The 12,261-nt window shown below is 66.8% G+C and carries 14 protein-coding genes; 9 read left to right on the forward strand and 5 right to left on the reverse strand.

The window, feature by feature from the left end:
• Positions 1 to 8 precede the first annotated feature (8 nt).
• The 4 genes from NWF22_RS16920 (at position 9) to NWF22_RS16935 (ending at position 3,879) form a co-directional block, all read left to right on the forward strand.
• Positions 9 to 1,259: an acyl-CoA dehydrogenase family protein gene (locus NWF22_RS16920; protein ID WP_160902872.1), complete on the forward strand. Its 1,251-nt coding sequence runs from the start codon at positions 9 to 11 to the stop codon at positions 1,257 to 1,259.
• A 10-nt stretch (positions 1,260 to 1,269) separates the two neighbouring features.
• Positions 1,270 to 2,346 carry a phosphotransferase family protein gene (locus NWF22_RS16925; protein ID WP_160902873.1) on the forward strand — a complete coding sequence of 359 codons (1,077 nt, stop codon included), beginning with the start codon at positions 1,270 to 1,272 and terminating at the stop codon, positions 2,344 to 2,346.
• 130 nt (positions 2,347 to 2,476) lie between these two features.
• A complete protein-coding gene (locus tag NWF22_RS16930) occupies positions 2,477 to 3,136 on the forward strand; it encodes a hypothetical protein (protein WP_160902874.1) in 660 nt (219 codons plus the stop codon).
• Complete coding sequence (locus NWF22_RS16935; protein WP_160902875.1) at positions 3,133 to 3,879, forward strand: DJ-1/PfpI family protein; 747 nt, start codon at positions 3,133 to 3,135, stop codon at positions 3,877 to 3,879. Before NWF22_RS16930 ends, NWF22_RS16935 begins: the two co-directional genes overlap by 4 nt.
• Before the next feature lie 116 nt (positions 3,880 to 3,995).
• On the opposite strand, the gene tpx is transcribed toward NWF22_RS16935, so the two are convergent.
• Together tpx and NWF22_RS16945 are read right to left on the reverse strand one after the other, a co-directional pair.
• The gene (gene tpx / locus NWF22_RS16940) at positions 3,996 to 4,487 is read right to left on the reverse strand and encodes a thiol peroxidase (RefSeq protein ID WP_160902876.1); all 492 of its coding nucleotides are present in this window, start codon (positions 4,485 to 4,487) and stop codon (positions 3,996 to 3,998) included.
• A gap of 97 nt (positions 4,488 to 4,584) precedes the next feature.
• Complete coding sequence (locus NWF22_RS16945; protein ID WP_160902877.1) at positions 4,585 to 5,256, reverse strand: TetR/AcrR family transcriptional regulator; 672 nt, start codon at positions 5,254 to 5,256, stop codon at positions 4,585 to 4,587.
• Between the two features lie 101 nt (positions 5,257 to 5,357).
• On the opposite strand from NWF22_RS16945, the gene NWF22_RS16950 reads away from it, so the two are divergent.
• Positions 5,358 to 5,753 (forward strand): (R)-mandelonitrile lyase, encoded by a 396-nt coding sequence (locus NWF22_RS16950; RefSeq protein ID WP_160902878.1) that lies wholly within the window; start codon positions 5,358 to 5,360, stop codon positions 5,751 to 5,753.
• 16 nt (positions 5,754 to 5,769) lie between these two features.
• Positions 5,770 to 6,624, forward strand: coding sequence for an aldo/keto reductase (locus NWF22_RS16955; protein WP_160902879.1), 855 nt, complete (start codon positions 5,770 to 5,772; stop codon positions 6,622 to 6,624).
• 103 nt (positions 6,625 to 6,727) lie between these two features.
• Here NWF22_RS16955 and NWF22_RS16960 read toward each other — a convergent pair whose 3' ends face one another.
• A complete protein-coding gene (locus NWF22_RS16960; protein WP_160902880.1) occupies positions 6,728 to 6,976 on the reverse strand; it encodes a DUF2530 domain-containing protein in 249 nt (82 codons plus the stop codon).
• Positions 6,977 to 7,157: 181 nt separating this feature from the next.
• Between NWF22_RS16960 and NWF22_RS16965 the strand changes: the two genes are divergently transcribed.
• Together NWF22_RS16965 and NWF22_RS16970 are read left to right on the forward strand one after the other, a co-directional pair.
• Positions 7,158 to 8,621, forward strand: coding sequence for an NCS2 family permease (locus NWF22_RS16965; RefSeq protein WP_160902881.1), 1,464 nt, complete (start codon positions 7,158 to 7,160; stop codon positions 8,619 to 8,621).
• Between the two features lie 186 nt (positions 8,622 to 8,807).
• Positions 8,808 to 9,275, forward strand: a complete 468-nt coding sequence (locus tag NWF22_RS16970) for a MarR family winged helix-turn-helix transcriptional regulator (RefSeq protein ID WP_160902882.1) — start codon at positions 8,808 to 8,810, stop codon at positions 9,273 to 9,275.
• Positions 9,276 to 9,320: 45 nt separating this feature from the next.
• On the opposite strand, the gene NWF22_RS16975 is transcribed toward NWF22_RS16970, so the two are convergent.
• Positions 9,321 to 10,565 (reverse strand): GNAT family N-acetyltransferase, encoded by a 1,245-nt coding sequence (locus NWF22_RS16975; protein ID WP_160902883.1) that lies wholly within the window; start codon positions 10,563 to 10,565, stop codon positions 9,321 to 9,323.
• 111 nt (positions 10,566 to 10,676) lie between these two features.
• Between NWF22_RS16975 and NWF22_RS16980 the strand changes: the two genes are divergently transcribed.
• The gene (locus NWF22_RS16980) at positions 10,677 to 11,525 is read left to right on the forward strand and encodes a TrmH family RNA methyltransferase (RefSeq protein ID WP_160902884.1); all 849 of its coding nucleotides are present in this window, start codon (positions 10,677 to 10,679) and stop codon (positions 11,523 to 11,525) included.
• 22 nt (positions 11,526 to 11,547) lie between these two features.
• Here the strand turns inward: NWF22_RS16980 and NWF22_RS16985 are convergent, their stop codons facing one another.
• Positions 11,548 to 12,192, reverse strand: coding sequence for a universal stress protein (locus NWF22_RS16985; protein ID WP_160902885.1), 645 nt, complete (start codon positions 12,190 to 12,192; stop codon positions 11,548 to 11,550).
• Positions 12,193 to 12,261: the final 69 nt, after the last annotated feature.

Below are 12,261 nucleotides of genomic sequence, written 5' to 3' on the forward strand. Positions count from 1 at the left end.
GTCGGGGCATGGATTTCGCCCCGTCGTCGCGATCGGCCGAACTCAGCGAACGGATCCGTGCCTTCACCGCCGAGCACATCGCGCCGGTGGAACCCGAGGTGCACCGTGACATCGCGCGCCGCCGAGAGCACGGCGAGGATCGTTGGACGCCACCGCCGGTACTCGCCGATCTCAAGGTCAGGGCGCGTGCTGCGGGGCTGTGGAATCTGTTCCTGCCCCGAGAGCACGCCGGGCGCTATGCGGCGGACTTCGGCACCGACCGGGGCGAGGGCCTGTCCAACATCGACTACGCCCCCGTGGCCGAGGCGATGGGGGCCTCGATGCTCGCCCCGCTGGTGTTCAACTGCAATGCGCCCGACACGGGAAACATGGAGGTGTTGCTCCGCTACGGGAGCGAGGACCAGCGTCAGGAGTGGCTCGAGCCGCTGTTGACCGGCGAGATCCGCAGCGCCTTCTGCATGACCGAACCCGACGTCGCGTCTTCGGATGCCACCAACATGGCCGCGACCGCCGTGCTCGACGGCGACGACGTGGTGATCAACGGGACCAAGTGGTTCTCCACCGGGGTGGGCAATCCGGAATGCCGCATCCTGGTGTTCATGGGCGTGACCGACCCGGACGCCGACCGACACAGCCGCCACACGATGGTGCTCGTCCCGATGGATACGCCCGGCGTCCGGGTCGATCGGATGCTGACCACGATGGGCTATTTCGACGAACCCCTCGGCCACGGTGAGGTCTCGTTCACCGACGTGCGGGTCCCCGCGACCAACATCCTGCTGGGTCCGGGGCGAGCCTTCGAGATCGCGCAGGGCCGGCTCGGCCCCGGCCGCGTACACCACTGCATGCGGGCGATCGGCCTTGCCGAACGCGCTCTCGAGTTGGGTGTGCGCCGCGCGATGGACCGCACGGCATTCGGTCGTCCGTTGGCCAAGCTCGGTGGCAACGGCGAGCGGATCGCCGACGCACGAATCGCGATCAACCGGTCCCGGCTGCTGGTGCTGCATGCCGCATGGCTGCTCGACCAGGGGATGTCCCGCGCGGCGCTGTCGGCGGTCAGCGAGATCAAGGTGGACGTGCCGAACATGGCACTCGACGTCATCGATCTGGCGATCCAACTGCACGGCGGGGCGGGACTCACCGACGACTTCCCGCTTGCCGCCGCATGGGTCGGGGCGCGTTCGCTACGGTTGGCCGATGGCCCCGACGAGGTCCACCGCGGGGTCGTCGCACGGCTCGAACTGGGGAAGTACCGATGAGGAGGCGACAGTGAGCAGTCAGGTGGCCGGTGCGCGCGAGGTGCGTACCGAGGACGCATTCGACGTCGAGGTTGTTGCCGGGTGGCTGCGTGATCACGCCGACGACCCGGCCGGTCTCGACGCGGTGCCGGCGGTCAAGCAGTTCTCCGGTGGAGCGTCGAACCTGACCTACCTGCTGACCTATCCGACCCGCGAAGTGATCCTGCGGCGGGCGCCCGCCGGCACCAAAGCCAAAGGCGCACACGACATGGGCCGCGAGTTCCGGATCCAGTCCAAGCTGTCGGCGGTATTGCCCTACATCGCTCCGATGATCGCATTCTGCGACGATCACTCGGTTCTCGGTTCGGACTTCTACGCGATGGGCAAGATCGACGGCGTGATCGCGGGCAAGGAATTCCCGCCCGAGGTGACGCTCTCGCCGGAGCAGGCGCGTGCGCTGTGTGTCAACTTCATCGACGTGCTCGTCGAGCTGCATTCGGTGGACCCGGAGCAGGCCGGCCTGTCCGACCTCGGCAAGGGGTACGGGTACGTGCGACGGCAGGTCGACGGCTGGTCGGCGCGCTTCCGCAACGCCCGCACCGACGACGTCCCCGACTACGAGGCGGTGATGGCGTGGCTGTCCGACAACCAGCCCGAGGACATCGCGAACTGCGTCATCCACAACGACTTCAAACTCGACAATGTGGTGTTCTCCCACGACGACATCACGCGCGTCATCGGCATCCTCGACTGGGAGATGGCCACCCTCGGCGACCCGCTCATGGATGTGGCCGGGTCGTTGGCCTACTGGGTACAGGCCGACGACGACGAGGCCACCCAGGCGATGCGCCGGGTCCCCACGAATCTGCCGGGCATGATCACCCGCGCCGAGTTCGTCGAACGCTATTGCGAGCGTATGGGTTTCGATATGACACCGGAGAAATGGCGGTGGTACGAGGCATTCGGGCATTTCCGCCTCGCGGTCATCGCCCAGCAGATCTACTACCGCTACTACCACGGACAGACCACCAATGAGCGCTTTGGTGCGCTCGGGCTCGCGGTGGGCATGGTCGAGGGCCGGCTCAACGAGTTGATCGCCGGCTCCTGACCGCGGCTCCTGATCCGCGGCTACTGACCGCTGATCGCCGCGGTCGTCGACGCGCAGCATTGCCCTCGTGGGACCATCGGTCGTATGTTCAGGTTTCATATATGAAACACGACACAGAATCGGGAGCTGTATGAGTGGCACGCAGATCATGTGGACGGTGATCGGGGTGATCCTCGCACTGGGTGTCATCGGACTGATCGGTTTGGCGATCCTGTACGCGCTGGCGAAGCGACCCGACCGTTTCCGGGTGCGGGCGATCGGTCTCGACGACGTCGACGCCTACGTCGCGAAACGCGCGTCGTTGGCCATCACGGTGGTGGAAACGACGCCGTTGTCGCGCCGCGAGGTGTGGGACCGCATTGCCGGGTCGGCATACCTGGGCAATCTCCCGCTGGTGCACGGACCGCACTGGACGACCGGCAGTGGCCCGGCCGACGCGTCATCCCCCGTGCGGTCGGGGCGGCGGCGGTGGATGTCGGGCACGTTCCTGGCGGTGAGTGAGCAGGTCATCGAGGTCGCCGATCGCGAGCGACTCACGCTCACCGGTGACGGTGTCTCGGTGCCGCTCGCGGTGAAGGGCTTCGTCGAGCGCTTCACCATCGCCGACGGTGAGCGTTCCGGTACGGTCGTCGTCACGTGGGAGATCGCGGGGTCGCCGCGGTGGATCGGGTTCCTCCCCTGGCGGTGGACTGCTCCGCTCCTCCGCCCGCTCCTCGGCTCCCTGCTTCGGCACATCCTGCGGCTCACACCGTTCCGGAGTTCCGACGTTCGGGACGGAACCGCGGCGTGACCCAGATCGCGCTGGTCACCTACCCGGGTCTGACCGCGCTCGACCTGATCGGTCCGTACGAGGTGTTGCGGATGTTGCCCGGTGCCGACGTCCGGTTCGTCTGGCACGAGATCGGGCCGATCACCGCAGATTCCGGGGTCCTCGTCATCGGCGCCACCCATACGTTTCGGGAGACTCCCCGCCCGGACATCGTGCTGGTTCCGGGCGGCAGCGCTTCGGTGATGATCCACGCCGACGATCCCGAACTGCGTAAGTGGTTGCGCGCCGTGCGTGAGCACGCGACCTGGACCGCGTCGGTCTGCGCCGGCTCGGTCATCCTCGGTGCCGCCGGGTTGCTGCGTGGCCGGCGGGCGACATCGCATTGGCAGGCCGTGGAAACCCTGCGTGCGTTCGGGGCCACACCCTGCGCCGATGAACGAATCGTGCACGACGGCGACGTCGTCACCGCGGCCGGCGTGTCCGCAGGCATCGACCTCGCCCTGTGGATCGCGGCGCAGATGGACGGCGAGGAGCGTGCCAAGGCCATCCAGCTGGCCATCGAGTACGACCCACGCCCGCCGTTCGACTCGGGCAGCGTGGCCACATCGTCGGCCGCGACAGTCGCCCGGGCCACTGCCATTCTCGCGCGCGACACGGTCACCCTCCCGCACGCATCGTCGGCGGCACGGGTGATGTGGAAGGCGGCCATTCGAAGGGCGAGGACAGGGCGGCGTCGCCGACGATCGGTGACGCCGACCGGATGATCGTCAGGACCGGCCGTCCTGCGCGGACGGGCGGCACGGGACGGCATAGTCCTTGACCGCATTCGGTCGGCCGCGGGTGCGTCGTCTTCCGTCGCCGCCGACGGCATCGGCAGGCCTCAGAGTGATCCCAGCGCTGAGTCGTAGTCGGGTTCCTGAGTGATCTCCGGGACCAACTCGGTGTAGACGACGTTGCCGTCGGCTCCGATCACCACGACCGCACGTGCCAGCAGCCCCTCCATGGGGCCGTCGACGATGGTGACGCCGTAGTCGTCACCAAAGCTGCTGCGGAACGCGGACCCCACCTCGACGTTGGTGATGTCCTCGGCACCGCAGAATCGCTGCTGGGCAAACGGGAGGTCGTTCGACACGCAGAGAACGGTCGCGCCGGTCGTGGCGGCACGCTCGTTGAATGTACGCACACTCGCTGCGCAGACGCCGGTGTCGATGGAAGGGAAAATGTTCAGCAGCAACGGCTTCGACTCGAACGTCGCGCTGCTCAGTGGGCTGAGATCCATCCCGGCCAGAGTGAAGGACGGTGCAGACGATCCGACTGCGGGCAACTCTCCGCTGGTGGTGGTGACGGTTCCTGCCAAATGTGTTTGTGCCATGAGTCAGATTGTGTCAGTGCTGCGGTGTGGCGACGAGTCGGACGTGCCGGAGCCCACGCCTCGGCTTCGGTGGCTGCTCCTGCATTCTCGAGTCGGTCTACTGACGTTGAGCGGCTGACCGGCGCCGACGTGTCATGGCGCTGTGGGTGGACTCCGAACTGAGTGCAGGCGCCGGTAACGGGGTGAATCCCCGGTCGTCGTTGCGGATGCCGTCCAAGAAGTACGTCAGGTAGCGCTGGTAGACCTCGGGCGCCACGTCGCGGGTGCTGTCCATGATCGGCGCCATAGCCGACTGGATGAACGTGACGTCGGTCGGTTCGAAGTCCTCGCGTACCACGCCGGCGTCCTTCGCGCGGCCGACCAGCTCGACGATCAATGGTGCGATGCGAAGCCGCACATCGTTGATCCGCGCGTCGCCGAGTGTGGGGTCGTCGAGGATCTGATGGAGACCGCGGTCGCCGAACTGCATGGCGAGTGCGCGTTTGAGGTAGTCGGTGAGCGCTGTCCAGGGGTCTGGCTCCTCGAGCGCTTCGCGAGCGACGGTCTCCACCGCCTGCAGTCGCTCCTCGAAGAGCGTGTCAATGATCTCTTCCTTGTTGGCAAAGCGGCGGTAAGCGGTGCCCACGCCGACGCCGGCGTGGTGGGCGATGTCGTTGAGCGTGACGCCGAGTCCCTTCACGGCAAACAATTCCCGAGCAGCATCGAGCAACCGGTCACGATTGAGCGATGCGTCCTTGCGCAGTGGTCGGGAGGATTGCGCCTTCGTCATGGCATCACCGTAGCAGCAAAGTGGATTGACAGTATCCGTTTATGTTCGTAGGGTGGCTTAAGTGGATGCGAGAGATCCGCTTAGCTTCTGAGGAGGACGGCATGAGATACACCAAGAGTGGCGGGCGGACCGCCCCCGGACCCGACACCTGGTTCACCGGGACCGTCCAGATCGACGGCGTCCGCAACCCCGACGAGCAGTCGGCCATCGGCTGCGCGCACGTTCGATTCTCGCCCGGTGCCCGCACCGCCTGGCACCACCACCCGAAGGGGCAAACCCTGTACGTCACCGACGGGATCGGCCTGGTTGCCACCCGTGCGGGCGGCGTGCAGGAGATCCGTCCCGGCGACGTCGTTTACATCGAGCCGGGCGAGGAACACTGGCACGGGGCCACCCCAGATCGCTTCATGGCGCATGTGGCGATGCAGGAAGCCGACGAGAACGGCGAGGTCGTCACGTGGCTCGACCAGGTGACAGACGACGAGTACACAGCCTGAGCGGGAGCGAAACATCATGGCATTCACCGAGACCTACACCCTGTCCAATAGTGTTCAGATCCCCAAGCTCGGCCTTGGCACCTGGTTCATCGACGACGACCAGGCCGCGCAAGCCGTCAGGTCGGCCGTCGACATCGGATACCGCAACATCGACACTGCACAGGCCTACGGCAACGAGCGCGGAGTCGGCGAAGGTGTGCGCACCAGCGGCGTCGCGCGCGACGACCTGTTCGTCTCCACCAAACTGGCCGCCGAGATCAAGAGCCGGCAGGATGCGACCGCAGCAATCGACGAGTCCCTGCGCACGATGGGCCTCGACCACATCGATCTCATGCTGATCCACAGCCCGCAGCCGTGGGCCGATTGGCGTGGCGGCGACTACGCCGAGGGCAACCTCGAGGCATGGCGCGCACTGGAAGAGGCCTACCAGGCAGGCAAACTCCGCTCCGTCGGCGTGTCCAACTTCCAGCAGAACGACCTCGACAACATCATCAGCGAGGGCACCGTCGCACCGCACGTCAACCAGATCCTCGTGCACGCCGGCAACACCCCGTCCGACCTCATCGCCTACTGCGAGAGCCACGACATCCTGGTCGAGGCCTACTCGCCCATCGGGCACGGCGCGGTCTTGAAGAATTCCGAGATCGCCGCGATGGCGCAGCGCTACGGCGTGAGTGTCCCGCAGCTCTGCATCCGCTACACGGTGCAACTCGGGGCGGTGTCGCTGCCGAAGACCGCCAATCCCGATCACATGCGCAGCAACGCGCAGATCGATTTCACGATCTCCGGCGAGGACATGACCGCCCTGCGCAGCCTGCGCATTGCCGACTACGGCGATGCGAGTGCGTTTCCGGTGTTCAGCGGCAAATAGCGCACCACGGTTCTGGCCGCAGCTTCAGATTCCGGCTTGGAGCGAGAACTGCGGCCAGAACCTGTAGCTGCGGCCAGAACCGTGCGGCGGCGCGGCGCCGGAGTCAGTCCAAACCCTGCTGCGCTGTCCGATCGCCGCGGCGCACTGCGGCGCGCTGGATCAGGACGATCGTGGTCCCCAGGACGCCGACCGCGAGGCCGACGAGGCACACCTGCATGGCACGGTCCTCGCCCCAACCCGTGACCCACACGACCACCGTGGCGATCAGCCAGGACACCATGCCGACGACGATGACCGGTTCGGGGGCGCGCAACGCGCGCGGGAGTTCGGGTACGTCCTGTGCGTCGGCCATGGCTTCAGAGTAACTTTCGACTGTGCCCACCGATCCGTCGAGCGAGCCCAGCAAAGCGTCGACAGAGCAAGGGTCGACCGAACCCGTATACCCGCCGGCAGCAGCTGACAATTCGCCGAGAGCACCCGAGAACGCGCCGAGAGCACCCGAGAACGCGCCGAGAGCATCGAATCCGGCAGCTGTGGTACCCGATCGGCCACCGCGCGCGCCCACCAATGGCGTCGACCGCTTCTTCAAGATCAGTCAGCGCGGCTCGTCACTGAACCGCGAGATCCGTGGCGGACTCGTCACGTTCTTCACGATGGCCTACATCATCGTGCTCAACCCGATCATCATCGGCGGCATCCCCGGCGAACCGAAGAACGCCGATGTCCTGGGCAATGTGCTGCCACTGGCGCAGGTCGCCGCGGTCACCGCGCTGGTCGCCGGCGTCATGTCGATCATCTTCGGGCTGGTCGCGAACTATCCGTTCGCCATCGCCACCGGCCTCGGCATCAACAGCCTGCTGGCGGTCAGCATCGCGCCCCAGGTCACCTGGCCGGAGGCGATGGGATTGGTCGTCATCGACGGCATCATCATCGTGCTGCTGGCGGTCACCGGATTCCGCACCGCGGTGTTCAATGCGGTGCCGCCCGAGCTCAAGGCCGCGATCGCCGCAGGTATCGGCGCCTTCATCGCCTTCATCGGCTTCGTGGACGCCGGCTTCGTCCGACGCGTCCCGGACGCGGCCAACACCACCGTGCCGGTCCAACTGGGCACCGACAACTCGATCAACACGATCCCCACCCTCATCTTCTGCATCGGCGTGCTGCTCATGGGGGTGCTCGTGGTCCGACGGGTGCCCGGCGGCCTGCTGATCGGCATCGTCATCACGACGATTCTGTCGATCATCCTGGAGGCCGCCCTCGACCTCGGGTCGAGTGCGGTCAATCCCGACGGCTGGAGCCTGTCGATCCCGCAGATCCCCGACGGTCTCGGTGGGATGCCCGACCTCGCGCTGGTCGGTGATGTCGACCTGTTCGGTGCGTTCACGCGCATCGGTGTCTTGGCCGCCTCGGTGTTGGTGTTCACGCTGGTCCTGTCGAACTTCTTCGACGCGATGGGCACGATGACGGGCCTCGGCAAGGAAGCCGGCCTCTCCGACGCCAAGGGCAACCTGCGCGGCGTGGGCAAGGCACTGGTCGTCGAGGGCACCGGCGCGATCGCCGGCGGTGTCGCCTCCTCATCGTCGAACACGGTGTTCGTGGAATCCGCATCCGGTATCGCCGAGGGCGCCCGCACCGGCCTGGCCAATGTGGTCACCGGTGGCCTGTTCCTGCTGGCCATGTTCCTGACGCCGCTGTATGAGATCGTGCCGCTCGAGGCCGTCGCGCCCGCGCTGGTGGTGGTCGGTGCCATGATGATCGGCCAGCTCACCACGGTCGACTTCACCAAGTTCTATTACGCGCTGCCGGCTTTCCTGACCGTGGTCATCATGCCGTTCACCTACTCCATCGCCAACGGCATCGGCGTCGGGTTCATCAGTTGGGTGGTCCTCAACGCGGCAGCCGGACGAGCGCGCTCGGTCCATCCGCTGCTGTGGATCATCGCCGCGGTGTTCCTCGCCTACTTCGCCCGCGGACCGATCTACGACCTCGTGGGCTGACCGCTCCCGTCGCTGTACGTCGTTGGGACGATATTGATGCTTCGCATTCGCAAAAACTGTCGTTAAGGCGTTGCATGATCGTGGAAGTGAATTACGCTTAGCATTGGAAACCACGTCGTCTCAGATTGTTGATTCTCTTCAGATGATTCGCTCAAATTTTGATTCGGTCGGAACGGACACAGCGGCATGACGCTCACACAGCTTGAACGCGAAGACATCACCCTCCCGGACGGGACGTTGTCCGGGGAACTGTCGCTGGCGGTGGTCCGACTCGCCAGACGCCTGCGAGGGCGACGTCCCAGTCGAGTGGTCTCGCTCACCCAGCTCTCGGCGTTGCACACCCTTCATCACGAAGGCCCCATGACGCCTGGGGCGCTGGCGCTGGCCGAACGGGTGCAGCCGCCCTCGATGACGCGGGTCATCGCCTCGCTCTCGGATCTGGGCATGGTGAAGCGGGAGCCGCACCCCACCGACGGCCGGCAGGCCATCGTGACGTTGTCGCAGAAGGGCAGCGAGGTGATCGCCGCCGAGCGCGACGCCCGCGAGGAGTGGCTCAGCGACCGTCTGGAGGAGCTGAGCCCGGAGGAGCGAGCGGCACTCGCGTCCGTCGTGCCGATCATCAACAAGATCATCACCAGCGACGATGACCGCTGAGTGAACCGCGACTAGTCTCATGCGTCGAATTTCCGACGCATGGGATCAGAAGAATGTGCCCGAGTACGGCGCCCGCTCCGTCGCGAAGGTGCGATCGAGGGCTCGCAGTGTCTGCTCATCCGCGGTCCACAGGCGCTCGGCTGCCGCGAATGTCCGCGCCGGGGTGCCGCCGAGGAACAAGGACCCCAGGACCGAGATGTCCATGCGGATCGTGGGTACCGACGTGCTCGGGGTCACGGTCGCCGCGCCCTCGCGCACGGAGAGGTCGAACACCCCGCCCCGGCCCCGGAACTCATCGGTGATCTCGAGGACCACATCCAGATCTGCGGAGTAGGCGCGCGACGTCAACGCCCGCGGCACATCGAGGATGCGCAGCCACATCTTGTCGCGCACGCCCGTCACCGAGACCGCCCGATGGTCGGTCAGCTTCAACGGCAACGGGTCGTCGACCGGGATCGACGCGGTCACCGACGACATCAGATCCAGGCCGACCAGGACGCGCCACAGGTCGGTGTGTGCCGCCTCGGTCACGGCGACCACCTCCGCGACATCGCCCCGCGACGGATCGACCGACGTGTTGATCCGGTAGCTCGCATACCCGTCGGCGTGCAGCAGGTAGTGCAGGCCGCTGGTCTGCGCGGGACGCTGCGATCGACGATCGGCGAGGATCGGCTCCCACCATGACGTCGGCCGGCTCAGCGCCCCGGGGCGCGTGGCCGCCCAACGCGCGTGGATCTCGGGGATCCGGCGGGCCACCTCGTCACCGGAGGCGAAGTTGACCGGCGAGACGTGTTTGTCGGCTCGATGCCGCATCTTCGCCGACCCGAGGTCGATGGAGACGTCGTGCGCGTGACACGCCGGCCCGAAGCCGAATCGTTCGTAGATGGTCGCTTCGCTGGCGGTGAGGATGGCGAACACCTGCTCCTCGGATTCCCACTGGTCGAACAACTCGGTGATCATCGTGCGCAGGATGCCGCGACGACGATGGGTCGCTGCGACCGACACCCACGACAAGCCTGCGGCGGGCTCCTGGGCGCCGCCGGGCACCGTCATCGTCATCCGATAGAACATCGAGACCCCGACCAGCGGGGACCCCACCAGGCCCTGCGGGTCGCGAACCAGCACGACGTCACTGTTGTCGACCTTGCCGCGCAGGTCTGCCTGCTCGGCCGCCGACAGCGGATCGGTCATCAGGAACGCGCGGGCATCCGTCGCGAAGATCTCGTCCCAATCGTCATCGGTGGCACGCGCCAGAGTGAGAGCGGACGAGGTGGCTTCCGAGATACGCACCGCTCAACCGTTTCACAACGGGCGAAGATGCGAGCGGTCAGCCCCGCCTTCGCGGCCCGGTGCGGGAGGGCCACCCCCACCGGTGACCGCCCGGGTTGGCACACTGACGACGTGCCCAGCCTCCGTGTCGACGTGATCGACATCGATGATCCCACCGACGCGCGCGTCGACGACTTCCGCGACCTCAACTCTGTCGACCGGCGCCCCGATCTCCCGGCTCTGCCAGGCGGGCGTATCGGCAAAGGTCTCGTGATCGCCGAGGGCGTGCTGGTGGCGCAACGGATGATCGCCTCACGATTCTCCCCGCACGCCTTTCTCGGGGTCGACAAGCGGCTGGCCGAACTCGCCGACGATCTTGCCGACCCCTCGGTGCAGGGGGTGCCCTTCTATCGGGCGTCCGCGGAGGTCATGGCCGAGGTGGTGGGGTTTCACCTCAACCGTGGGGTCCTGGGCGCGGCTCGGCGCCCGGACGCGCTGGCGGTGACCGAGGTGGTCGCGTCCGCGCGGACGATCGCCGTCCTCGAGGGAGTCAACGACCACGAGAACATCGGCAGCATCTTCCGCAACGCCGCCGGGCTCGGCGTGGACGCGGTGCTGTTCGGTGCCGGATGCGCGGACCCGCTGTACCGGCGCTGTGTGCGGGTCTCGATGGGCCACGCGCTGCTCGTGCCGTTCGCTCGATTCGACGACTGGCCGCGCGGGCTGTCGGTGCTGCGCGACAACTGCTTCCGGACCATCTCACTGACCCCGGGGGAGGGCTCGATGCCGCTGTCGGACACCGTCGACGCCGCCAAGGTCGCGTTCCTGGTGGGGGCGGAAGGGCCGGGTTTGTCCGAGACGGTGATGCGCGCCAGCGATGTGCGTGCGCGCATTCCGATGAGCCGCGGCACCGATTCACTCAACGTGGCGACAGCCGCGGCCATCGCGTTCTATGAACGCGCCCGCGCAGGGACCACCTGACCTGGTATCGAGCGGCCGGTGCTCAGGAGTGCGCCACCGGCCGATTCTCGGTACGCGTGGCATGCGGTTCGACGACGAGCACCGGAACCGCCGAGTGCGCGACCAGATCTGCGGATACGCTGCCCAGCAGCCTCTCCGACAGCCCGCGCCCGTGTCGACCGACCACGATCAGGTCGGCGTTCTGCTTGTCCGCGAACTCGCGCAATGCCTCGCCCGGTGGGCCGACGAGGACCTCGTACTCCGCGGGTACCGCATTGACCTGCGCGGTCACCTCCGCCAGCTTGCGCGTCGCGGTGTCGATCATCGGCGTCGAATCGCCCTCGACGACATCGTCGTAGGACAGAACCTCGGCCAGGGTCACCGTTCCTTGGCGGCCGGCCGCGATGTCGACGGCCATGTCCAGCGCGTGCTGGGATTCGGCCGAACCGTCGTGCCCCACCATCACCCGAGGTCCGCTACGACGACCGGGGGTATCGGGTGGCCCGCCCGCCACGAGCTCGGGATGCCGACTCGCCCGGTCGAGGGCGATGAGCACGAAGAACGGGCCGAGTACCAACCCGATGGGAATCCACAGCGGTGAGTGCCCGTGACGGGCCAGCCACAGCGCGGAGAGCAGCCCGGCGAGCAACCAGGCGATGACGAACAGGACCTCGAACGTGGCGTTCATGATTCGATCGTCGCGCGACGGCGCGAACGGCGATAGCGGCCAAGGTCACCGGTCGTGGGACCTATGACC

The sequence above is a fragment of the Gordonia mangrovi genome, from assembly GCF_024734075.1.
GTDB classification, from domain to species: Bacteria; Actinomycetota; Actinomycetes; order Mycobacteriales; family Mycobacteriaceae; genus Gordonia; species Gordonia mangrovi.